Source organism: Archangium gephyra (assembly GCF_042230915.1).
Lineage (GTDB): Bacteria > Myxococcota > Myxococcia > Myxococcales > Myxococcaceae > Archangium > Archangium gephyra_B.
Genome location: NZ_CP102578.1, coordinates 8,963,948 through 8,985,983 on the forward strand (window position 1 = coordinate 8,963,948; position 22,036 = coordinate 8,985,983).

Annotated in this window: 25 protein-coding genes and 1 pseudogene; 14 read left to right on the forward strand and 12 right to left on the reverse strand. The window is 68.8% G+C overall.

Annotated features, from left to right (window positions below):
• Positions 1-107: 107 nt before the first annotated feature.
• Entirely contained in the window at positions 108-1,304 is a 1,197-nt protein-coding gene (locus NR798_RS35090) for an alpha/beta hydrolase-fold protein (protein WP_375766907.1), read from the forward strand.
• Positions 1,305-1,320: 16 nt separating this feature from the next.
• Here the strand turns inward: NR798_RS35090 and NR798_RS35095 are convergent, their stop codons facing one another.
• From NR798_RS35095 to NR798_RS35105, 3 genes are all read right to left on the reverse strand, one after another.
• A complete protein-coding gene (locus tag NR798_RS35095; RefSeq protein WP_375766908.1) occupies positions 1,321-1,953 on the reverse strand; it encodes a DUF2267 domain-containing protein in 633 nt (210 codons plus the stop codon).
• Between the two features lie 114 nt (positions 1,954-2,067).
• Positions 2,068-2,679 carry a TIGR02265 family protein gene (locus NR798_RS35100; protein WP_375766909.1) on the reverse strand — a complete coding sequence of 204 codons (612 nt, stop codon included), beginning with the start codon at positions 2,677-2,679 and terminating at the stop codon, positions 2,068-2,070.
• Positions 2,680-2,877: 198 nt separating this feature from the next.
• Complete coding sequence (locus tag NR798_RS35105; RefSeq protein ID WP_375766910.1) at positions 2,878-3,327, reverse strand: matrixin family metalloprotease; 450 nt, start codon at positions 3,325-3,327, stop codon at positions 2,878-2,880.
• Between the two features lie 220 nt (positions 3,328-3,547).
• Here NR798_RS35105 and NR798_RS35110 point away from each other — a divergent pair, with 220 nt between their 5' ends.
• The gene (locus NR798_RS35110; RefSeq protein ID WP_375766911.1) at positions 3,548-4,144 is read left to right on the forward strand and encodes a hypothetical protein; all 597 of its coding nucleotides are present in this window, start codon (positions 3,548-3,550) and stop codon (positions 4,142-4,144) included.
• Positions 4,145-4,166: 22 nt separating this feature from the next.
• Here NR798_RS35110 and NR798_RS35115 read toward each other — a convergent pair whose 3' ends face one another.
• Positions 4,167-4,691, reverse strand: coding sequence for a glycine cleavage system protein R (locus NR798_RS35115; protein WP_375766912.1), 525 nt, complete (start codon positions 4,689-4,691; stop codon positions 4,167-4,169).
• 227 nt (positions 4,692-4,918) lie between these two features.
• Here NR798_RS35115 and NR798_RS35120 point away from each other — a divergent pair, with 227 nt between their 5' ends.
• Both NR798_RS35120 and NR798_RS35125 read left to right on the forward strand, forming a co-directional pair.
• On the forward strand, positions 4,919-5,194 hold the full coding sequence (locus NR798_RS35120; protein WP_375766913.1) for a mersacidin/lichenicidin family type 2 lantibiotic: 276 nt from the start codon (positions 4,919-4,921) through the stop codon (positions 5,192-5,194).
• A gap of 163 nt (positions 5,195-5,357) precedes the next feature.
• Complete coding sequence (locus NR798_RS35125) at positions 5,358-5,942, forward strand: hypothetical protein (protein ID WP_375766914.1); 585 nt, start codon at positions 5,358-5,360, stop codon at positions 5,940-5,942.
• 103 nt (positions 5,943-6,045) lie between these two features.
• Here NR798_RS35125 and NR798_RS35130 read toward each other — a convergent pair whose 3' ends face one another.
• The 3 genes from NR798_RS35130 to NR798_RS35140 are packed head-to-tail and all read right to left on the reverse strand — an operon-like array spanning position 6,046 to position 7,873.
• On the reverse strand, positions 6,046-6,198 hold the full coding sequence (locus NR798_RS35130) for a hypothetical protein (protein WP_375766915.1): 153 nt from the start codon (positions 6,196-6,198) through the stop codon (positions 6,046-6,048).
• A 47-nt stretch (positions 6,199-6,245) separates the two neighbouring features.
• A complete protein-coding gene (locus NR798_RS35135; RefSeq protein ID WP_375766916.1) occupies positions 6,246-6,413 on the reverse strand; it encodes a hypothetical protein in 168 nt (55 codons plus the stop codon).
• Positions 6,414-6,427: 14 nt separating this feature from the next.
• Complete coding sequence (locus tag NR798_RS35140) at positions 6,428-7,873, reverse strand: radical SAM protein (protein ID WP_375766917.1); 1,446 nt, start codon at positions 7,871-7,873, stop codon at positions 6,428-6,430.
• A 736-nt stretch (positions 7,874-8,609) separates the two neighbouring features.
• Between NR798_RS35140 and NR798_RS35145 the strand changes: the two genes are divergently transcribed.
• The 7 genes from NR798_RS35145 to NR798_RS35175 all read left to right on the forward strand — a co-directional run bounded on the left by NR798_RS35145 (position 8,610) and on the right by NR798_RS35175 (position 15,525).
• Positions 8,610-8,891, forward strand: coding sequence for a PqqD family protein (locus tag NR798_RS35145; protein WP_375766918.1), 282 nt, complete (start codon positions 8,610-8,612; stop codon positions 8,889-8,891).
• Positions 8,892-9,251: 360 nt separating this feature from the next.
• A complete protein-coding gene (locus NR798_RS35150) occupies positions 9,252-9,860 on the forward strand; it encodes a hypothetical protein (RefSeq protein WP_375766919.1) in 609 nt (202 codons plus the stop codon).
• Complete coding sequence (locus NR798_RS35155) at positions 9,857-11,146, forward strand: MFS transporter (RefSeq protein WP_375766920.1); 1,290 nt, start codon at positions 9,857-9,859, stop codon at positions 11,144-11,146. The genes NR798_RS35150 and NR798_RS35155 overlap by 4 nt, the downstream gene beginning before the upstream one ends.
• Positions 11,143-13,239, forward strand: coding sequence for a carbohydrate binding family 9 domain-containing protein (locus NR798_RS35160; RefSeq protein ID WP_375766921.1), 2,097 nt, complete (start codon positions 11,143-11,145; stop codon positions 13,237-13,239). The genes NR798_RS35155 and NR798_RS35160 overlap by 4 nt, the downstream gene beginning before the upstream one ends.
• A 17-nt stretch (positions 13,240-13,256) precedes the next feature.
• Entirely contained in the window at positions 13,257-14,090 is an 834-nt protein-coding gene (locus NR798_RS35165; RefSeq protein ID WP_375766922.1) for a class I SAM-dependent methyltransferase, read from the forward strand.
• 11 nt (positions 14,091-14,101) lie between these two features.
• Positions 14,102-14,932, forward strand: a complete 831-nt coding sequence (locus tag NR798_RS35170; protein WP_375766923.1) for a DUF692 family multinuclear iron-containing protein — start codon at positions 14,102-14,104, stop codon at positions 14,930-14,932.
• 17 nt (positions 14,933-14,949) lie between these two features.
• Positions 14,950-15,525 carry a hypothetical protein gene (locus tag NR798_RS35175; protein WP_375766924.1) on the forward strand — a complete coding sequence of 192 codons (576 nt, stop codon included), beginning with the start codon at positions 14,950-14,952 and terminating at the stop codon, positions 15,523-15,525.
• Positions 15,526-15,527: 2 nt separating this feature from the next.
• Here NR798_RS35175 and NR798_RS35180 read toward each other — a convergent pair whose 3' ends face one another.
• Positions 15,528-16,508: an NAD(P)-dependent alcohol dehydrogenase gene (locus NR798_RS35180; protein WP_375766925.1), complete on the reverse strand. Its 981-nt coding sequence runs from the start codon at positions 16,506-16,508 to the stop codon at positions 15,528-15,530.
• A gap of 113 nt (positions 16,509-16,621) precedes the next feature.
• Between NR798_RS35180 and NR798_RS35185 the strand changes: the two genes are divergently transcribed.
• Positions 16,622-17,239 carry a TetR/AcrR family transcriptional regulator C-terminal domain-containing protein gene (locus NR798_RS35185; protein WP_375766926.1) on the forward strand — a complete coding sequence of 206 codons (618 nt, stop codon included), beginning with the start codon at positions 16,622-16,624 and terminating at the stop codon, positions 17,237-17,239.
• Complete coding sequence (locus tag NR798_RS35190) at positions 17,236-17,619, forward strand: DUF952 domain-containing protein (RefSeq protein ID WP_375766927.1); 384 nt, start codon at positions 17,236-17,238, stop codon at positions 17,617-17,619. Before NR798_RS35185 ends, NR798_RS35190 begins: the two co-directional genes overlap by 4 nt.
• Positions 17,620-17,637: 18 nt before the next feature.
• On the opposite strand, the gene NR798_RS35195 is transcribed toward NR798_RS35190, so the two are convergent.
• Positions 17,638-18,186 (reverse strand): DUF2378 family protein, encoded by a 549-nt coding sequence (locus NR798_RS35195; protein WP_375766928.1) that lies wholly within the window; start codon positions 18,184-18,186, stop codon positions 17,638-17,640.
• A gap of 182 nt (positions 18,187-18,368) precedes the next feature.
• Here NR798_RS35195 and NR798_RS35200 point away from each other — a divergent pair, with 182 nt between their 5' ends.
• On the forward strand, positions 18,369-18,908 hold the full coding sequence (locus NR798_RS35200) for a GNAT family N-acetyltransferase (protein WP_375766929.1): 540 nt from the start codon (positions 18,369-18,371) through the stop codon (positions 18,906-18,908).
• Positions 18,909-18,950: 42 nt separating this feature from the next.
• Here NR798_RS35200 and NR798_RS35205 read toward each other — a convergent pair whose 3' ends face one another.
• The 3 genes and pseudogenes from NR798_RS35205 to NR798_RS35215 form a co-directional block, all read right to left on the reverse strand.
• Positions 18,951-19,334 carry a hypothetical protein gene (locus NR798_RS35205; RefSeq protein WP_375766930.1) on the reverse strand — a complete coding sequence of 128 codons (384 nt, stop codon included), beginning with the start codon at positions 19,332-19,334 and terminating at the stop codon, positions 18,951-18,953.
• 137 nt (positions 19,335-19,471) lie between these two features.
• Positions 19,472-20,962, reverse strand: coding sequence for an ATP-binding protein (locus tag NR798_RS35210; protein WP_375773869.1), 1,491 nt, complete (start codon positions 20,960-20,962; stop codon positions 19,472-19,474).
• Positions 20,957-21,865, reverse strand: a pseudogene (locus NR798_RS35215) (MASE1 domain-containing protein); the annotation flags it as partial. The pseudogene NR798_RS35215 and the gene NR798_RS35210, both read right to left, overlap by 6 nt.
• Positions 21,866-22,036: the final 171 nt, after the last annotated feature.

Below are 22,036 nucleotides of genomic sequence, written 5' to 3' on the forward strand. Positions count from 1 at the left end.
TTTATAGACAGGGAGCGCGGGCACCTGCCGGGTTGTCCGGGGCCGTGCGCGGACCGGGCGACACTTTGTCCGTGGGAACCGGCTGCTATGCTTTGGAAATGACGCACTTGCTCTGGCTCACCGTGTGCCTTTGGGTCTGCGGCAACACGCCCACCGGCCCCGCCCTGGCCCCCCAGACGCCCCGGGTCACCTTCGAGGTGACCGTGCCATCCGGGACTCCCGCGGACGCGGAGGTGTGGCTCTCCGGCAACCATGCCGCCCTGGGCCAGTGGAATGGCACGGGCTTGAAGCTGACGCGCACGCCCGAGGGGCGCTACACCGCCAGCCTCCCGCTGCCGGCCGGCACCGCGCTCGAGTACAAGGTGACGCGCGGCTCGTGGGGCACCGTGGAGAAGGACGCCGCGGGCCAGGAGCTTCCCAACCGCACCCTGCGCACGGGCAGCCGCTCCGAGCGCGTCTCGCTCTCCGTGGCCCGCTGGGCGGATCAGCCGGGCGCGCCCCCCGCGTCCGCGTCCGCGTCCGTCACCGGCACCGTCCGCTACCTGCGCGGCGTGACGTCGCGCCATCTGCCCCGCACGCGCGACATCATCGTCTGGCTGCCACCGGACTACGACGCCAACCCCAAGCGCCGCTACCCGGTGCTCTACATGCACGACGGGCAGAACCTGATGGACGCCTCCACTTCCTTCTCCGGGGAGTGGCACGTGGACGAGACGGCTCAGCAGCTCGTGCGCTCCGGCCAGGTGGAGCCCCTCATCATCGTCGGCGTCTACAACACCGAGGATCGCTTCGCCGAGTACACCCAGGCGCGGGACACCGGCGAGTACGCCCACCTCGGCGGCGGCAACGCGGACGCCTACGGGCGCTTCCTCGTCGAGGAGCTCAAGCCGCTCATCGACAAGTCATTCCGCACCCGGACGGACGCGAAGAGCACGGGACTGGCGGGCTCGTCACTGGGCGGCCTGGTGACGATGCACCTGGGCCTCACGCGCTCGGACACCTTCCAGCGCCTGGGGGTGATGTCTCCCTCCGTCTTCTGGGCCAACCGGGACATCGTCACCCGGGTGAAGGGCCTGCGGAAGAAGCCGTCCTCGCGCATCTGGGTGGACATCGGCACCGAGGAGTCGAAAGGCAGCCAGGAGACGGTGGAGGACGCCCGGCTGTTGCGCGATGCGCTGGTGGCCCGGGGCTGGAAGCCCGGCAAGGATCTCCAGTACGTGGAGGTGCCCGGCGCCTTCCACACGGAGAGCGCCTGGGCCGAGCGCTTCGACGACCTCCTGCGCTACCTCTACCCCGCGCCCTGAGCCACCACGAGGGGACTCACTCCCACTCGCTCAGGGGACGATCCGAGCCGGGGTGTCCGTCCGCGAGCGTCTCCTGTTCCCGCTCCTGGGTGAGCCCGGAGGAACTGGAGAGCTTCGTGTCCCCGTGCGGGTTGTCCGCCCGCACCACCGAGTGGGAATGCGCCCGCTCGGGCCGGGATTCGGACAGGGGATGCGCGCTTCCTGGCCGGCCCTCGGCGAGCGTGCGGCGGCCCGGCTCCAGGTGGACGTGGACGTAGGCGAAGTCGTCGACGGGCTCGCGCGGCGTGAAGAGGGCGCTCATCGGCTCGGGCAGCGCCTCGCGCACCCGGTGCAACGTCCCCGCGGGCAGCGCCTCCGCGAGGAACTGGCAGACGACGCCCGTGTGCTCCACCGCCCGTCCGAGCGGCACCCGCAGCCGGTCCGCCACCCGCGCATGAAGCTCCGCGAGATTGAAGTCCTGATGGGGGGCCACGCTCCGCAGGGGCTCGGCCAGCGGGGCGGGAAGATCCTCCGCCAACGCCTGGACGACGGGCCAGCTCAACCGCTCCCCCACCACCTCGAGCACCACGCGGACGGTCCGCTCCGCCTCCTGCCGTCCAGACAGGCCCGCGTGCTCGGCGACATGGGACAAGAGCTCGTCGTGCATCATCATCGTCCTCCTCGCGGGCCGCCGCCGAGCAGGACCAGAGCCCTTCACGTGGACGGCTGCCCCGCGGGCGAGCCCCGGCACCCGGCCGGAACCCTTTCCCCGAGGGCGTCCGCTCTACTCCCACGTGAAGTCATATTCACTGTCGAGCGGTCCCAACACCCCGCCCTGGACGCGCACATTGCGCGCGCCCAGCCGCTCGAGCACCTCCACCATGGCGCCCTCGTGGTAGGGCATGGGCAGGAAGCTGCGCCGCATGATGAGGCGGCCGTGCCTGGGGCCCAGCCACTCCATCGAGCGCTCCCCGTAGTTGGACGTCACCTTGTAGATGGCCTGCATGCTGGCGGAGATGTGGTCGGCGCCCGTGACGGACTGCGCGCTCATGGCGCTGCCCACCGCGGAGGACATCAGGCCCACCGCCGCCTTCTGCCCCAGCATCCGCAGCACCTGCTCCGCGCCGCCATGCCGGGCGCTCAGCTCCCGCACCGCGGCCATGGTCAGCCGGATGAGCAGGGTGACGGGGTAGTTGACGAAGTCCATGAGCCGCTGCTGGCCGAGCACCGCCTGGCACCGGGCCACGGCCGCCTCGTCCCCGAGCGCCCGCACCGCCTCCAGCGTGCGGTTGAGGAACAGCCCGCGTGCGGTGTCCTGGGAGGTCGCCAGCTCCATCAGCTGCTCCAGCGCCCGCTCCCAATCCGATTGCATCCACGTCCTGCGGCTCGTGCTCATGTCCACCCGGCCCGCCTGTCCCAGCGGCCTCGGCGTGGGACCGCACCAGCATAGAGCAGGGCCGGGCAAGATTCCCACTTTACGAGAAATCCCCGGCCTTGAAGTGTGGCCCCGGCGCCAAAGCAGAAGGCCGGAGACGCCCACCCCCCGTGGAGGCGTGCATCCCCGGCCCCTGTCAGCTCCCGGGGAGCGGACGGACTACGGGTACAGCGAGCGGGCGCCGGACTTGTCCAGGCTGGTGAGGATCAGGTCACCGGTGTTCAGACCGTTGCACTGGGGGTAGTGCATGACCGAGTAGCGGTCGTAGGTGCTGGTCAGCGCGCGCCACTGGCTGTCCTCGTAGCAGCCGGAGCTGGTGGAGCGGGTGTGCTCGTGGCGGAAGCCGAGGGTGTGGCCCAGCTCGTGGCGCAGCACGCCCGTGAGCGTCACGGCGCCGGTCATGGTGAAGCCGCTGCTGTCGATGAGGACGTTGCAGCCCGAGCGGCTGGAGTTCGGGAAGAACGCGCGCGCCAGGTAGTACACCGCCAGGCCCTGGCCGGTGGTGCTCGTGTCCCCCTGGGCGGCGAGGCTGTCATAGTACTCGCGCAGGCCCTGCTCGCCCTCGACGGCCTCGTCGATGTTGACGACGAAGACGTTGGGGTTGTCCACGTCCTGGTGTGCTGTCTTCAGTCAGCAGGGGAAACCCTCATCAACCATCCAGTGGGGCTGGTAAAATACAATCCCCGCCCCGAGCGCCGGCCCGGAGCATTCTCATCCATGGAGAGGAAGCCGGCCCCAGAAGGCTTGCGAGCCGGAAGAGGGCATGGTGGCGTCACACGCGCAGGGCGGTGTGCCCGCCAGCGGGCCGAACGATTCGAGGTCAACCAAGATGGACAAAGCGAGACTCGAGAACATCCAGGTGCTGGGCGCCAACCTGTCGAACGTGCTGAACGCGTTCGGCAGTTTCCAGCTGCTCGCCAGCCGCATCATGCTGGAGGAGGGACTGGGCGCGGAGTCGGCCGATGGCATCGTCCAGTTCGAGCGGGACAGGTGGTACCCGGTGACGCGTTGGCTGGCCACCTTCGAGCGCATCGGCCGCGAGTACGGGGAGAGCATGCTCGGCCAGGTGGGGCTCGCCGTGCCGAAGAACGCCATCTTCCCGCCCTTCGTGACGGACATCGACAGCGCGCTCAAGTCGGTGGACGTCGCCTACCACATGAATCACGCCCTGGATGGCGTGCCCATGTTCTCGCCCACCACCGGCACCATGCTCGAGGGCATCGGCCACTACGGCTACTCGCGGGTTCCCGGCAAGAAGCAGATCATCTCCGAGTGCAACAACCCCTACCCCTGCCCGTTCGATCTGCACCTGCTCCTGGCGATGGCGCAGCGCTTCGAGAGCACGGCCACGGTGGTCCATGACACCGCGAAGCCGTGCCGCAAGCACGGCGGCCCGAGCTGCACGTACATCGTGAAGTGGGTGTAGCCGCCGCGGGCCGGGCGAGGGCTCAGATGGCGTCGAGATCGATGTCGCAGCCGATCTTCTCGCCGAGCGCCCCCAGCTCGTCACGCATCTTGCGGGCGCTCGTGCCCTGCGGAAGGGTGACGACACCCTCGAGCGTGAAGAGCGGCGTCCCCGCGAAGGGCGCCGACTCGATGCGCGTCTCCAACTCCTCGACGTTGACGGAGTGCTGGCGCAGGAGCGCGGTCACGCGGGCGGCGATGCCTGGCTGATCATTGCTGTAGACCTTGAGGCGGTAGGGGACGCTGCCAGGGGCCCGTGAGGCGGCCGCGGCCGCCTCGTACATCTCGAGCCGGAGCCCCATCCCCGAGCCCTCGCTCTCGAGCTTGCGCCGGAGGGAGGTGAGCGCTTCGGTGGTGCCCTCGATGAGGGCGAGCAGGGCGAAGTGGCCACGCAGATTGACCATGCGGCTATCGGCGAGGCTGGCGCCCACCTCGAACACGTGACGGGTGAGGTCGGCGACGAGGCCGGGACGATCGGGACCCACTGCGGTGACGATGAGCTGAGACATAGGGGCCCCACCATACCAACCCGGCTCGGGGCGGGGAGCACGCATCCGTCACGCAGCGGGGGCGACCTGCCGGAAGCGGACGATTCGCCGGCTCCCGGGAGCCGCAAGGCCTCCTCTCCACGCCCTCGACGCCCGCTGGCCCGGACGCCTCACGCGCTTCCTTGACACCCCTCTATCTGGGTGACCGGCTCGATGTGAGCGCGGTCTCACCCTGAGGAGACGGTGTCATGAAAAAGGAAATGATTGTCAGAGCGTGGAAGGATCCGGCGTTTCGGGCAAGCCTTTCCGCTGAGCAGCGCGCGGAGCTCCCGGAAAGCCCCTCGGGCAGGCCCATGAGCGAGCTGGACGAGGCGGACCTGGGCCATGCCGTGGGCGGCGTCCCCCGTACCTGGTTCGGTTGTATCGATTACAGCTTCAATTTCATCAGGTGCCCGCCCTCCAGCTTCAGGCTCACCTGCCCCAGCCGTGCGCTGTACTGCGACCCCAGCCCTCCTGAAATGTGAGAGAAAGAGACGTCCGGCCAGACGCCAGGGCCCCGCAGCACCTCCGGGGCCCACCCACTCCCCTCCGGTGCCGGGTGCGCGAGGCCCGGCATCTGCCCCCGATATGCCGGGCTCGCCCGTGCGTTCCACCCGCATCCTGCTTCACCCACGTCAGGAGAAATGGATGCACGCCCCGCGCCGGCTGTCGGACGAAACACGCACCCCGACCCTGCTCCCAGTGATCCTCGCCGGTCTGTTGCTCCTGGGGGGCACTGGCTGTGCCAACAACAAGCGCCAGCTCCTGCTCGAGCGCAGTGCCGCCTACGTGGCCTACCGGCTCCCCCCGGAGCAGGTCATGGAGGCAGCCCGCGAGCTGCTCAAGGATCGAGGGTATCTCATCCTGGCGAGTACGGACCCCCTCTATATCCGTACCGACTGGCGGGGGAAGTTCGATGAGAGCCTCGACATCGGGGGGATGCGGGAGCGGCACATGGTCGTGGGCAAGCAGCTCGACGACGGCCGCTTCGTGCTGAACGCGTACCGCATGAGCTACACCACCATCGGCCGGACCGCGCCCCACCCCATCACCCGGCCGAACGAAACAACGGGCGCGCAGCGGATGGTCAAGGGCGACCCGCTCTCCTATGCCCGTCCGGTGCTCGTCCGGGACCTGGAGCTGGAATGGCAGCTCCTCTCCCGGCTTGCCCCCTCCGTCACCCACGAGCTGGAATCCCAGGCGGACCAGTACCTCACGCCCGAGTCGAAATAACGACTCCGCGTGATGGCATGCGGCCCTCGATGCGCTCACCATGGTCCGTGACGGAGGAGCCCCGCCTCCACCTGTGCATCCCAGCCCAGGGCCCGGACGTTCCTCATTTCATCTTGTACGGGCCGCAGTTGTTCATGCAGGAGTTGTAACCACCCGCGATGCTGCCGAGCACGGTGTCGTCGAGCTCGATGATCTCGAAGCTCACGATCGGCTCCTTCTGGATGATGGCCTCTTTCTTCTGAGTGCTGTCCTTCATGACGTTCCTCCTCATCGATTCCCCCCTTGGGAACCGAAACCCGATTTTCAATTCATCTTGTACGTGGTGTGGGCGCAGCCATTCACGGGGTTGACGCCGCCGTCGAAGCCCCCCACTGCGCTGTCGAGCACGGCGTCATCGAGCTCGAGGATCTCGAAGCTCACGCTCGGCTCCTTCTGGGTGATGACCTCTTTCTTCGGGGTGTTGTCCTTCATGCTGTTCCTCCTCGTCAATCGATTCCCCCCATGGGAATCGGAACTCGCGTGTGTCTGCCCATGCCGGACTGGGTGTTCAGGCGCTCGAGCATCCGGCGCTTGGGGTGCCAGCGCTCGGGGAGGCAGGGAGACTCTTGATTCTGGATTCGCGAGCGGGGACAGGACATCCCCTGGCAGCCGGGCAGGAGGACGCATTGGCGGCACCGCGGATCGGCCTCGAAGGCGGGCTCGGTCCAGAGCCCCATCTTGTCCGCGTCCAGCACCAGCTCCCCGTCTGGAGTCAGGTGCCCGACGACATTGCGCTCGTCCGAGTCCAGGCTGAGGGTGCACTTCATGACCTTGCCACTCGCACCGATGACGAAGCTGTAGGGGCGGGCCGCGTAGCACACCCGGGAGCCAGGGGAGAGACTTCCCCCCATCGTCTCCGCATGGAGTCCTCGCTCGTGGGCGGCGGCCCTGAGCCGGGCCGCGATGTCGGCGCTGTCAGCACCGCACACCGCCAGCTCCGAGTCCCTGGCTCCTCCCCAACGGCCGACCGGATGGAAGTCGAACTGGAAGCGGGAATCCGCTCCGACTTCCCGCCGGAACCGCTCGAAGAGCCTGTCGAGCTGGGCGTGATTGGATTGATCGAAATTGACTCGCAGCAGGACGGCGAAGTCCTCCTGCCTCCGGGCCAGGCTCTTGAGGTTCTCCAGGATGGTCTGGAAGGTGCCTTGGCCGTTTCGCGTGGGCCGGCTCTGGTCGTGGCATTCGGGAGGACCGTCGAGGGTGATCTGGAACCGCTGGGTCTTCCAGGCGAGGAGCTTGCCGGCCACCTCGGGTGTCAGCAGGTAGCCGTTGGTGGTCATCTCGCTGGAGAAAGAGACCCCATGCTTCTCCGCTGCTTCGATGAAGAAGGGGCCCAGCTCTTCGATGGCCTTCCAGCCATAGAGGGGCTCACCGCCAAACCAGTCCGCTCTGAGCTCGCGCAAGCCGGGGAGACGCTTCTCGATGAGCCGCTTGAGCCCTTGACGTACCCGCGGATACATCGTGCCGCGCTCGTATTTCTCATAGCAGTACCTGCACCGGAAGTTGCAATCCTCCGAGGCCAGCAGGATGAGGTGCAAGCAATCCGAGCGATAGTGCTGCTGGCCATGGAGCAGCTGGAGCTGACGGAATTCGTTGGCCCCGTTGCGGATCAGGAAGCCACGCTCGACGAGGTACTGGACCAGGCCCTCCAGGGGCGCCTGGATTCCCTTCCGTGGGAGCAACTCGAGGACGCGGGGCGCCTGCTCCGCTTTGAAGACACTCAGCGAGCCGTGCAGCGTGTTCCAGAGCACGAGCCGGCCATCCCGCGCGATGGCCCGGATGTTGTACCGGGAAGGAATCCAGTGCCGCGCGCCCTGTTCCCCGGCGAAGTCAGCGGGTTCCGGTTCGAGGTCATGCGGTGACTGCCTCAGGATGTCTTCAACGCCTCTCATACCTGGATGGAGGCAGCATCAGACGTTCGTCAGCAGGTCCCGCCCGCGAATGGCCTGGATTCAACGACGCAATGCATAATAAAAACTAAAACGGAAGTTCCACCAACAACCTCCTTTAATCCCGCCGGAGGCAAGTCTCGTGGGCCTCGAACCACACGAGCGGCCAGGGGCTGCACGGACCCCTGGGTGCTTCTGTAAGCACGCGGGAGGTGGGCACATCCAAGACCCCTGGCTCAGGCTCGCCCAGCGACCTGCCGTCCGGCCCTCAGGAGAGGAGCGGATGCACGTCCGCGTCCGCCTCCATGGGTCGAGTCTAGCAGGCCCCTCCGACAGTCAAACCACACGACGCGCCACCGCCGCTCCACGAGCGGTCAGCGCAGGCGTGTGTCTCGAGGGGTAACGTGGCCGGTGTTCCGGCATGGCGCACGGCCCTGCCGCCGCCCGCCCGAGTCCCTCCGCTGCCCTCTGAACCAGCCCGCGGCCCTCGGCCAGGCGCCCCTCCATTCCATGCGGGTGCGTCCGTCCCATGCTCGATGAACATGCGTCCCCACCAGCAGGTAGGGCATGAAACCCGGCTGGTAGTTTTTGCACGGGAGATCCGGCCTGATGTGTTGCATCCTTCACTGTGATTGGGGATTGGCTTACAAATGTTTCAACAATGAGGACGGGGCGCAACGCGGACTTCGGGTGCGCGCCGGGTCGAGTTCCACTGCTGTCTGTCTTCGAGGAGGCGAGGATGGCTGAGTTGCTTCCCCGGCCCGCGCCGGGCGTCATCGTACAGCAGCAGGAAGAGGCGTGGTTCCTCCTGGACACCGAGGGGGGCGAGGTCTTCAACATCAACGCCACCGCCGCGACCATCTTCTCCCTCTGCCAGAGCGGGATGACGCTCGAGGGGGCCGTGCAGTCCCTGGCCACCCGCTTCAACGTCTCCGGCCAGGAGGCCGACATCCGGGAGGACGTGCTGACGACGGTGCGCACGTTCCAGGAGCTCGGCGTCTGCGAGCCCTCGACGCCGTAGGCCGAGAGCAGTTCTGAAAGGAATCGTGAGTCCTCCGGGCGCGTGCGCCGCCCACGGCCGTGCCATGCCTGGAGGGCTCCCCAGCTGTGTGTGCCTTTGGGCACATACAAACCCCGTCGCTCGGGGACAGCGTGTCCCAGGGTGGCGGCATCAACCCCAAACACAGAGGTCCATCATGTACGTCAAGGCCCAGATCGCCCGCGTTTCCGCCGCCGCCGACAAGTGCACCTGCAGCAGCGGCATGAGCACCGGTGGCGTGATCATCGCCGCCTAGTTGCCGTCTCGCGGTCCGGGGCGGGGAGGGGCGTGCTCCTCCTCGCCCGTAGTTCCTCCTCTTCATCCCTCCCGGAACCCCGAGCCATGCTTCGGACAGCCCCCCTCCTGCTCTTCACCCATGCGGACCTCGGCGGCCGCTCCGTGTTCCGGCCCGTGTCCCTGGAGGTGGCGGTGCGGCCGGGCTCGGGCCGTGTCTGGGTGGACCTCTCGCGAAGCAACGGTTACGCGCCGGCCTGGCAGCGCCACGTGCAGCACCTCGGGGCGCTCGGCCGCGCACGCTATGTGCTGCCCTGGGAGGAGATGGACTTCTTCGTGTCGCCCAAGGGGCGGAGCCTGACACTGGACGGGCGCAGCGCATCGCTGCCGATCTTCGTCGCATGGGTGGCGCTGCTGTCCGGCCGCGCGCTGCCCTCCCCTTTCCTCGCCACCGGCGTGGTGCTCGACGGGCAGGAGGCGCTGACGCCCGCGCCCCGCGAGTACCTCCAGGGCAAGCTGGAAGTCGCCGACACCTATGTGCGCCAGGTGCACCCGGGCGCGGGGCGAGTCCCCATGTGGGTGCCCGAGGGCAGCGGCTTCACGGCCGAGCCGCTCGCGGCCCTGGAAGTGCGGCCCGTGCCGGACCTCATCGCGGCGGTGGAGCGCATCCTGGGCCTGGGTCCGGCGGCCGGCACCTCCCCGGGGGGTGTCGCATGATGAGCCGGGGCGCGCGCGCGCTGCGCGAGATGTATGGACTGACACGCGGCCTCGGCAACCTCCGGGTGCTGTTGCTCTCCGGACTGCTGGGCACGCTGGCCTCGGGGCTGCTCAACCCGGTGCTGCCAGTGTTCCTGAGCTCGCGCGGGTTGGATCTGCAAGGCATTGGCTTCGTCTTCACGCTGGCGTCGGTGCTGCCCATCTTCGCCCAGCCGGTGCTGGGGACGCTCTCGGACCACTTCGGGCGCAAGCGCTTCGTGGTGGGGCTGTCGCTAGGCACCTCGCTGCTCGTACCGCTGCTGGGGCTGACGGCCAACGCGGTGGCGCTGGCGGCGGTGCTGTCGCTGAAGCTGCTGCTGGTGCGCAGCGCCTCGCCCGTCTCCAACGCCCTGGTGGCCGACTTCGCGCCCCCCAAGCAGCGGGCCACCGTCTTCGCGCTGCTGGACAGCGCCACCAACCTCACCTTCGTGGCGGCGCTGGTGGCCTCGGCCGCGGCGGTGCGCTGGCTGTCCCTGGCGGGCGTCTTCTTCCTCGCCGGCGCGCTGTTCCTCTGCGGAAGCCTCGTGCTGCTGGGCCTCCAGGAGACCGAAGCCGCACCGCGCCCCGAGGGGAAACCCCGGGCCACCGAGGCGCTGCGGCTCGCCGGGCGGGGGCTGGTGGCGCCGCTCGAGTACATGCGCCGGTTCCCCGCGCTCAGCGGCCTCTTCGTCTTCCAGTTCTTCTTCAGCTTCGCGCTCAACCTCTACCCCATCTACGTGCCCCTCTACGCCACGCGCCTGGGCGCGCCGCAGGAGTGGGTGGGGCCGCTCATCGCCACCTCGTGGCTCGTCTTCGCCTTCGTGCAGCCGGTGGGCGGGCGCCTGTCGGACCAGCTCGCGCGGCGCGGGGGCCTCATCAGCGCGGGGCTCGCGGGGCTGGTGGTGCTCAGCCTCTCCCTCGGCGCGGTGGGCTGGCTGCCGGCGCCCTACAGCCTGGCGGCCCTGGCGCTGACGTGGGCACTGCTCGCGGTGCCAGACGGCCTGTTCCGTCCCTCGCTGCCGGCCCTCTTCGCCGAGGTGTGCCCGCGGGAGGAGCGCGGCCGCTTCATGGGGGCGCTCGGCGCGTGCGCCGCGCTGGCGCAGATGGTGGCGCCCATCACCTACGGCTTCGTGGCGCAGCACCTGTCACTCCAGGCCGCCTTCTTCCTGTCGTCCGGCGCGTTCCTCGCGGCCCTCGCCGGTATGGCGCGGGTTCGAGAGCCCTCCGCGTCCGCCCCTCCCCTGCAGACCTCCACGGAGCCAGTATGAAGCACTCCCTCTCCGCCCTTCCCCGCGGCGCGGCGCTGCTCGCCCTGCTGCTGCCGGTGCTGGCCCAGGCCGACTCCACCTACCAGGTGAAGGCCACGTACACCGAGCAGCCCATCACCATCGACGGCAAGCTGGACGAGGCCGCGTGGCAGACGGCGCCGGAGATCTCCGGCTGGTACCTCACGCGTGTCGACTACGGCCGCCCGGCCAAGGACGACACCAAGGTCCGCATCCTCTACGACAAGGACAACCTCTACTTCGCCTTCCACTGTCTGGACTCGCAGCCGGAGAAGGTGAAGGGCTACACGGTGCAGAACGAGGGCTTCCTCCACCAGGAGGACAACATCACCGTCATCCTCGACACCTTCCTGGACCACCGCAACGCCTACTACTTCTGGACCAACCCGCTGGGGGTGCGCACCGACGGGCGCATCGTCGATGACGGCGAGGCCTTCTCCACCAACTGGGCGGGCGAGTGGGAGACGAAGGCCACCCTCGTCGAGGACGGGTGGATTTCCGAGGTGCGCATCCCCTTCGCCAACTTCCAGTTCCCCCAGCAGGAGGAGGTGACGTTCGGCATGCTCCTGGACCGCGAGCAGTCGCGCAACCAGGAGTGGAGCAACTGGACGCCGGACGGGGTGAACTCGGCGAAGGTGTCGCGCTACCCGCACCTCACGGGCCTCAAGGGCATCCGCCCGCGCCCCACGTGGAGCATCACCCCGTACGTCTCCACGCAGCTGGCGTTCCAGACCAGTGACGGCCGCGGCTTCTTCCGGCCCAACGTGGGCGCGGACGCGCGCATCGACCCCACCCCGTGGCTGGCGCTGAAGCTGACGGCCAACCCGGACTTCGCGGACGCGGAGGCGGACCAGGACCGGCTGCTGCTGGACCAGGAGGCGCCGCTGCTGCCCGAGCGCCGGAAGTTCTTCGTGGAGACCGAGCAGCTCTTCATCACGCCCATCAAGATGTTCACCTCGCGCCGCATCGCGCTGCGCCCCCATGACACCGTGTGGGGCGGTGCGCAGCTCACCGGCAAGGCGGGCGGGCTGGGCTTCGCGCTGCTGGACGTGCAGCACCGCGATGACCGGGGCGATGGCACCTATGAGAACGTGAACTCGGGCGTGGTGCGCCTGCAGCAGGACCTGGGTAACCGCTCCGCCCTGAGCCTCACCGCGCTCAACCGCGAGGGCGACGCGCGCTTCACCACCGTGGGCCTGGACGCCAACATCCACATCTTCGAGGAGGTGTTCATCCAGGCGCAGGCGGCCAAGAGCTGGAGCCCGCTGGGCAATCGCGGCGCCGAGGCCTACCACCTGGGCATCCACCGCTTCGACACGCTCTCGGAGTTCTGGATCCAGCTGGAGGACATCGGGAAGAACTACGCCAACCCGCTGGGCTACACGCCGGTGACGGACAAGCAGGGCTGGAACACGCACCTCTACCTCAACCCGTTTCCCAAGTGGCGCTTCCTGCCGCGGCTGGACGTGACGTGGGACACGCTGTGGCGGCGCAACCACGAGCACGAGCGCACGCGCTACCGCCAGCGGCTCAACGTCCAGCCCTACCTGCACCACGACTTCGCCCTCTACCTGGACGGCATCTACGACGACAACGAGGGCTTCAAGAACCGCGTGCTCACCGCGGGCTTCACGCTCTTCCCCCACGACTGGCAGAGCTTCACGCTCACGGCGCTGGGCGGCCAGTTCCTGGGCGGCGACATCCAGGGCCTCAACGGCGCGCTCAACATGAAGCTGGGCTCGCGCTTCGTCCTCCGCCTCAGCGGCTTCTACACGCGCAGCCAGGGCGTGCCCTCGCACAGCCCGCTGTATGGCAACAGCGGTGACGGCTACTCGCTCTCCGGCTACGCGCAGCTGCGCTACCACTTCAGCCCGGACCTCTACGCCCGCCTCACCTTCCAGCACGGCGCGGTGGCGGAGCTGGCTGACTACAGCAACGTGAAGGGCACCCTGCTCGACGCCGTCATCGGCTGGCACTACCGGCAGTGGAGCGACGTCTTCCTCGTCTACACGGACCAGCCCTTCAACGGCACGCAGGAGCGCCGCCTGCTGACGAAGGTTTCCTTCAACTACTGAACCCCCGGAGTCCTCCCATGAGTGCCGCGACGCTTCCCTCCGCCATCAGCAGCCGCTACGACGAGGTGTCCCCGAAGTACGACCAGGCTAGCCCGCAGCAGGTGGCGATCAAGCTCTTCTGGCTCGCCTACGAGCACCTGACGTGGACGGCGGTGGAGAAGCTGCTGCCCACCGATGGGCGGACCCTGCGCGTGCTGGACGCCGGAGGCGGGGGCGGCAAGTACGGCGCGCGCTTCGCCGAGCGCGGCCACCACGTCACGGTGTTGGATCTCTCCCCGGGCATGCTGGAGCAGGCGCGGGCGAGCTTCTCGCGGGCGGGCCAGCTCGAGCGCGCCAGCTTCGTGGTGGGCAACGTGCTGGAGCTGCCCTTCGCGGAGAAATCCTTCGACCTCGTCTTCTGCGAGGGCGACCCCGTCTCCTACTGCCTGGACGAGTACCCGCGCGCCATCCGGGAGTTGGTGCGCGTGGCCGTGCCAGGAGCCCCGGTGGTGATGGGCGTGGACAACCGCTACGAGGCCTTCGTGGGCACGCTCAAGTACGTGAAGGCCGCGGACGCGCTCGCGGTGCTGCAGACGGGCAAGACGAAGTGCCCCTACGGGCTGCCGGTGCACGCCTTCACCCTCAAGGAGCTGCAGGAGGCGGTGAAAGCCGCCGGCGCGGAGATCGACGAGATCTTCGGCAAGCCTGTCCTCTTCTTCGAGCTGCTGGAGGCGATGAAGGCCGCGCGTGGGCCGGAGTTCGACGCGTGGGCAGCGCGCGATGAGCTCCTCGCGCTGCAGGAGCGCATGGCCCACGAGGGCTTCGCGGCGACGGGCCAGCACCTCCAGGTGATGGCGCGCCGGAAGGCGTGAGGAGACGGCCCATGGGCACCCCCTTCATCGGCGTGGGGCTGAGCTACCGCTGGGAGCTGCAGCCCCACCTGGCCCGCGGCAACCCGGGCGTGGACTGGCTGGAGGTGACGCCCGAGCACTTCCTGCCCCTCACGCCGGACGCCGAGCGGCGCCTGGAACTGCTGGCGCGGCGCTTCCCCATGGTGGGCCATAGCCTGGAGCTGTCGGTGGGCTCGGACGGGGTGGACGCGCCGGGCTACCGCGAGGGCGTGTGCCGCATCGCCCAGCTGACGAAGAGCGTGTGGCACGGGGACCACCTGTGCTTCACGCGCGTGGGCGACCTGCCACTGCGAGCCCTCACGCCCGTGCCCCGCGTGGAGGAGGCCCTGGAGACGTGCGTGCGCAACATCCGCCAGGTACAGGCCGGGCTGGGCCTGCCCTTCGTCGTGGAGAACATCGCCTGGCTCTTCGATGACGCGCAGTCCACCCTGGACGAGGCGGACTTCATCCGGCGCGTGGTGACGGAGGCGGACTGCGGGCTGCTGCTGGACCTGCACAACCTCTACTGCAACGCGGTGAACCGCCAGTTCGACCCGTACCCCTACCTGGAGCAACTGCCGCTGGACAGGGTGGTGCAGATCCACCTCGCGGGCGGCACGACGATGGAGGGGCTGCGGCTGGACAGCCACTCCGAGTGTTCGCCGGAGGAGGTGTGGCGGATGCTGGAGTACGTGGTGCCGCGCTGCCCGGTGCGGGGCGTGAACTTCGAGATGGACAGCGGTTTTCCGCCCTTCTCGCGGCTGGTGGAGGAGCTGGCGCGCGCCCGCGGCATCCTCCAGCGCCACGGGGCGCATGCGGCCTGAGCGGCGGAGGAAGACACATGGGCTATCCACAGGTTCTCGAGGTGCTGGCGCGGCTGCACGTGGATCCGCGCTTCCGTGCGGCCTACCTGCGCGACGCTCCCGCGGCGCTCGGTGCGCTGGCGCTGGCGCCCGAGGAGCGCGAGCGGCTGGCGTGCATCCGCTCCGTGGACGTGGAGCGCGCCGGGCGGCTGATGGACCACCACCGGGTGGCACGCGTGCGCGAGCACCTGCCCTGGGTGGACCCGGTGCTGCGGCCCGAGCTGGCCTCGGTCCTGGGGGGCTTCCTGGCGGACGTGCTGCCGGAGCTGCTCAACCGCGAGGAGGCCGTCTCGTTCTGCCGCTACCTGGAGCGGACGGTGCCGGCGTGCCTGCCCGCGTACGTGCCGGAGCTGGCGCGCTGCGAGCGGCTGCGCATTGCCCTCGCATGGGGGCTGGAGCCGCTCGAGGGGGCCTCGCGCGTGGAGTCCTTCGCCTGGCCCGTGAAGGAGCTGCTGGAGGCCCTGGCAAGGCCTGGCTGGCCCGAGCCCGCCCCACGCCCCACGCGCGTCACCTTCCTCAAGGTGCCGGGTCTGCCGGCGGTGCTCGTCCAATGACGTCAGACGAAGATCACCGTCTTGCCTTGCGAGTGCCCCTCGGCCACGTGCCCCAATGCCGCGGCGGTCTCGCGCAGCGCGAACCGCCGCTCGATCACCGGAGTCACCTTTCCGGCCTCGATCAGTGACCGGAGGGAGAGCAGATCTTCCCGCCGGGGCATGGCCATCAACATGGTCATCTTCTGGCTGCCGAACATTCCCGCCAGCATCACCTTGAGCATCCAGACGATGGGCCCGATCCAGTTTCCGCCCGGCGAGCCGGCGGAGGAGACGAACACGCCCTTTGGCGCGAGCACCGCCCGGCACTCAGCGGGAGAGTGGTTGCCCACCAGGTCGAGCGTCACGTCGTAGCGCTCCGGGCCCTTCAGGAAGTCTTCACGGGTGTAGTCGATCACCCGGTCGGCTCCGAGCGAACGGACCTTGTCGACGTGGCGCGTGCTGCAGACGGCGGTCACCTCCGCGCCCAACGCCTTGGCGATCTGCACCGCGAAGGTGCCCACGCCTCCCGAGGCGCCGTTGATCAGGACCTTCTGCCCCGGCTTGAGCTGCCCGGCGTCGCGCAGCCCCTGCAGCGCGGTCATCCCCGAAATGGGCACCGCCGCCGCCTGCTCGAAGGTCAGGTTGGCCGGCTTGGGCACGAACAGATCCGCGGGCGCGCACACGTATTCGGCGAAGGCGCCCCCCGGCATCTGGCCGTAGACCTCGTCTCCGGGTTTGAGCGCGGTGACGTTGGGGCCCACCGCCTCCACCGTCCCGGCCATCTCCTGCCCCGCGATGCGGCGCTTGGGCTTCCGCAGGCCGAAGGCCAGGCGCAGCAGGTACGGCGTGCCGGTGAGCAGGTGCACGTCGCCCTTGCACACCGAGGCCGCATGCACCCGGACCAGCACCTCGCCCTCACCCAACGCCGGCCGCTCCACTTCCTCGAACCGGAGCACCTCGGCCGAGCCGTAGGCGGGTTGGACGATCGCGTTCATGGTCTTCATCGGGCTCTCCAGGCTTACGGCGTAAGTTGACGCGCTCCGACCCTAGGCTTACGGTGTAAGTCGTGTCAAGCCGCTCCGCCAAGCCACGCACGCCATTGACCCGAGATCGGGTCTTGCACGCCGCCATCCAGCTCGCCGACACGGGCGGCCTCGAGTCGCTCTCGATGCGCAAGCTCGCCCAGGAGCTGGGGGTAGAGGCGATGTCGCTCTACAACCACGTCGCCAACAAAGACGATGTGCTCGACGGCATGGCCGACCTGGTGGTGGCCAAGATCGAGCTGCCCGCGATCGGCGGCGATTGGAAGAAGGCGATACGCAAGCGCGCCCACTCCGCCCATGACGTGTTGCTGCGCCACCCCTGGGCCTCGATGCTGATCGTCTCCCGCCTCAACATCGGGCCGGCGATGCTGCGCTACGTGAACGCCACGCTCGGCTGCCTGCGCGAAGCCGGCTTCTCGTATCAGCTCGCCGATCGCGCCTGGAACGCGATCGACAGCCACATCTACGGCTTCACGCTCCAGAAGCTGAACTTCCCCCTCGACCGCTCGGAGTATGCGAGCGCCGCGCGGGGCTTCCTCCCCATGCTTCCCGCCGAGCAGTATCCCTACATGCGGGAACTCACCCAACTGGTGGCCGACGGCAAACACAGCGGCTCGCACCAGTTCGAGTTCGGGCTGGAGCTGCTCCTCGACGGGCTGGAGAGGCTGAGGAGTGGCATCATGCCCGCATGAGCGACCGAGCCAGCCCGCGTGAAGCCGTCACCACCATCTACACCCTGGTCCGTGGCGAGGATTGGCGGGCGGCCGAAGCCGTGGGCGAGTACCGCGGCAGCGCCGACGACACGCGTGACGGCTTCCTGCATTTCTCCACCGCCGCGCAGGTGCGCGCCAGCGCCGCCAGGCACCGCACCGGCGAGCTGGACTTGTTCCTGGTCGAGGTAGACGTCGCCGCGCTCGGCGACGCCCTGCGCTGGGAACCGGCTGCCAGTGGCTCCCGCCCCGGCCTGTTCCCTCACCTCTACGGCCCGCTCCCCCTCGGAGCCGTGCGGGGCACCACGCCGCTGCGGTTGAACCCGGATGGGACGCACACCTTCCCCGCCGGAATCCCCTGACGCAGCGCGAGCCCCTGGTCAGAAGGAGATGACGTAGGTGCACTGGTGGCCGTCGAACTCGGCGATCTCCACCTGGGGAGCCGTCGCGCCGGAGGTTCTCAGCGTGGCGGACACCGTGCCCGCGATGAAGTGGGGCGAGATTCCCACCTCGTTGACCCAGAGCCGGAACCGGCCCGGGCCCAGCTCCTCCAACGTCGACTGCATGTAGTTGTTGGCGTGCCGGAACGTCTGCGACATCCGCCCCAGTGCTCGCTTGGGGCCGAGCAGCTTCAGGACGCCCACGATGGCGGGGCCCATCAGCGTCTCGCCGAACGAGTCCACCATCCGCTCGCCCAGCTCGAACCAGGCCCGCTCCTCGGGTACGCCCGGGTAGAGGTCCGCCACCACCAGGCGCATCGTGCGCAGCCACACCTCACGCGGGTAGCTCGGCTTCAACTTCGCGTCCAGATCGATGCCCGCCTCCTTCACGCGCGTCTTCAGCCGAGGACTGAGACGCCCCTTCAGCGCGCGGGAGAACATGGCCTCGACGGCGGCGTCGTAGACGAGGGGCTCTCGGGGCGTTGGCACGGTGTGGAGACTCCTTGGTACCCGAGACGGTATCAAACGAGGTCTTGGTCCCGCAGGAGACGTACTCGCCGTGGTTCTTCCAGTCCTTCGTGCACGGGCAGAGGTCCGCATCCTCCGCTTCCGAACTCATGCGCCCCGAAGGTAGCGTGGGGGAGTGGTTCAACCCCCAAGGAGTGGAGCCCGTGCCCGCCATCGACATTCCCACCATCGACACCGAGCGCCTCACGCTGCGAGGCCCGCGACGTGAGGACTTCGAGGAAGCCTTCGCGATGTGGGGAGACCCGAGGGTGACGCGGTACATCGGCGGCAAGCCCTCCACGCGCGAGGAGATGTGGTCCCGGCTGTTGCGCTACGTGGGCCACTGGGACGTGATGGGGTTCGGGTTCTGGGTGGTGCGCGAGAAGAGCACGGGCCGATTCATCGGCGAGGTGGGGCTCGCGGATTTCCATCGGGAGATCGACCCCTCCTTCGGAGGAGCGAAAGAGGCGGGCTGGGCGCTGGCTCCATGGGCGCACGGAAAGGGGTTCGCCACGGAGGCGGTGAGCGCGGCGCTGAAGTGGGCGGACGGCAGGTTCGGACCGGAGCGAGTGGTGTGCATCATCGATCCAGGGAACGAGGCCTCGCTCAAGGTCGCCAACAGGTGCGGGTTCCGCGAGTTCGCACGCGGCACGTACAAGGGCGAGCCGATCCGGATGCTCGAGCGGCTCCCGGGGGCCGGGTGAGTGAGCCGCAGACAGGCCCCTGCACAAACGAGGTACCCGGCCTCAGCGCACGAAGCCCGCCACGGGGTTCTCGAAGGTCTTGCTCACCACGTTCATCTTCTGGAGCCAGGCGAGCGCTTCCTCGCTGAGCCGTCCATAGACGCGGACATCCAGGGGCTTCACGGCGCCGACGAGTGCCTTGAACTCGGGCCAGCCCGTAATCATGCGGACGTGGTCCATGAACTGGCCGGGGTCGGCGAACGTGATGATCGCTCCGACCTCGGAGGAGCCGGGCGTGGCGTAGAACTGCGCTCCCACGAGCCCGCTCACCCCTTCGGCCTCCAGGCGTCGCGTCGCCGCCTGGACGATGGCCGCGAACGCGTCGAAGGGCCCGGTCAGCTCGAGCACCTCCACGAGGGTCACCCGCTCACTTGCTGGTCGCTTCATCTCCGCGCTCCTTCGCCGAGACACGGCTCCGCCTAATCTCCGCATGGAGCCAGGAGCCAGCACCGCTCCCCCGCCTGCCCGTGCGGCGCCCTCGTAGCGGCGCTGGAGCGCTGGGGTGGGGCCGGACGGGCCCTCCATCAGGCAAGCGGAAGCTCCAGCGTGGCCACGGCGCCCTTGCCCGGTCCCTCGCTCTCCAGCATGAGGCGGCCCCCGAGCAGCTGCGCCGCCAGCGCGCTCGTGTGCAGGCCGAAGCCGTGGCCGTCCTTGCGCGTGGTGAAGCCGTGCATGAAGAGCCTGTGCCGGATCTCCGGCGCGATTCCCCTCCCATCATCCATCACCTGAATGCGCGCCAGCTTCCCCTGCGCGGTGAGCCGCACGCGCAGGTGGCGGCTCCCCTCGGGGACTGCGTCCAGCGCGTCCTTCGCGTTGCTGATGAGGTTGACGAGGATTTGCAGCACCTTGTGCTTGTCCACCTTCAGCCTGGGCACTGGGGACAGCGTGCGCTGGACGGACACCCCGTGGCGCTGGAGCGCCGCCAGCTGGATGCGCAGGGCGTCGTCGATGAGCTGCGCCAGGTCACACTCCTCCGGCATCAGCGCGGTCTTGGCGTAGTTCTGCTGCACGTGGACGATGGCGCGGATGTGCTCGATGTGCCGGCCCATCGCCTCCATTTCGTCCAGCAGGCGGGTCTGCTCGCCCATCAGCTCGTCAGCCACCGCGGACAGGTAGTCCGGCAGGTGGTTGCCGCGCGCTCCCGGGGCCACGAAGTCCGTCAGGTGCTCCCGGTGCTCCAGCAGCAGGGCCGTGGCCTGCTTCAACCTGCCGGCGCGAGAGGAGCCCACCGCCCTGTACATGGTCTCGAGGCCGATGACAGCGCTGGTGAGCACATTGCCCACGCTGTGCAGCACGTTGGAGGCCACCTCGGACATGCCCACCTCGCGCGCCGTGTCCACCAGCCGCACCTGGGCCTGCTTGAGCTCGCGCGTGCGCTCCTCCACCCGCTGCTCGAGCTCATCGTTGGCCCGGCGCAGCTCCGCCTTGCCGCGCTGCACGTCCGCGTACAGCCGCGCGTTCTCGAGCGCGCTCGCCGCCCGGCGCCCGAGCTCGTTCGCGAACACGAGGTCGGTGGGGCCGTACTGGAGGTCAGGGTCCGCCGAGGCGAGGGTGAGCACACCGATCATCTTCCCGCGGACGGTGAGCGGGATGGCCATCACCGTCTGCGTGCCGAGCTCCCGGATCAAGCGCGCGTTCTCGTCGTTGGCGCTGTAGGTCCGGATGACTTCGTCGGTGGTCCGAGGCAACAGGAAAGGCTCACCCGTGCGGAGCACCTGAGCCGCGGGCTGAGGCGAGTGACTGCCGGGCGAATAGCGCTGCGCGAGCTCACCGAGGAGCTTCAGCTTCGAGGGATCTCGATGCGCGCAGCCCAGGCGCCGGAGCCCGTCGTCCTCGACGACATCGAGCACGCACCAGTCCGCCAGCGACTGCACGCAGAGCTGCGGCAGCGCGGCGAGGCTCGCCTCGTAGTCGAGCGAGGCCGACAGGCTCTCGGAAGCAGCGGCGAGAAACCTGGCGCGCTGCTCCGCTTGCTGCGCGGCGGCGCGCGCCTGCTGCTCCTTGACGACGACCACCGCCAGGATCAGAACGAACAGGTTGAGGAACGCGACGTAGAGCTGCAGGTTCAGGACGCGTGTGCCGACGTCGATGCTCAGCATCGCGAAGGGACCGCGCCCGTGAAGCGTGTGCCAGGTCGCGATCAGATCGAGCATGACCGTGGCAGCCGTCGCACCTTGCGCTCCCAGCCGCAGGGCCGGCCACACGATCAACGGGAGCAGGAAAAAAGGAAGCGCCGCGTCGAGATCACGCGGCCGCTCGGTGGCGAACACCCACCATCCCGCGGCCGTCAGCAGCACGAGCAAGACCAAGGCTTCGACAGCGCGGCCGAAGCGAGGCCTCGCGGGCTTCTTCCAGGTCAGGAAGAAGGGACTGAGGAGGATCACCCCGAGGGTGTCGCTGCTCCACCACGTGACCACCTTGGGCCAGTACGGGCCTCCCGCCAGCCATGCGACGTTGGCAGCCGAAGCGAGGAGCGCGCCAGGGAGTGCGCCGACCACGGCGCCAAGCAAGGTCAAGCGGACGACGTCCCCGGCACTCCCAAATACGAACCGGTGGCCTGCCCGCGGGCGTAGGAGCCAGGCCCCGACGAGAGGATGGAGGGAGGCCACCACCCCCCAGGTCAGGCAGATGGAGAGTGGGAGGCCATGCCGAAAGCAGAGCCCCGCCTCTGCTCCAAAGATGGCGAGCATCCAGGCGGGCCAGCGAGCGGGGGGCGTGCGGAGAAACCAGGCCAGCGCCAGCCCGCTGGGCAACCAGAAGATGCCGCTCTGCTGAGGGGGAAAGACGAAGACATAGCTGACCTCCGCGAAGGCGAGGTAGGCCACGAAGAGCGCCGCGAAGCCGAGGAGCAATGGGAGCGCTTGCGCTGCCTCCGAGGACAACTCCGAGCGCCAGCGGCGCAGGATGCTTGCGATCATGATCCCCCTGAATCGGCGCGGAAACACGCTAGACCCCTGACTTCATCCGACTATTCCTGCCAAGGGGCTCGTGAAGGACTCCAGCCAGGCGCGCAGGGCCTCACGGCACGGAGCGCGGCGCTCCCGTCAGCACCGCGCATTGTCCCATGGACGGAACAGTGCGTACCGGAT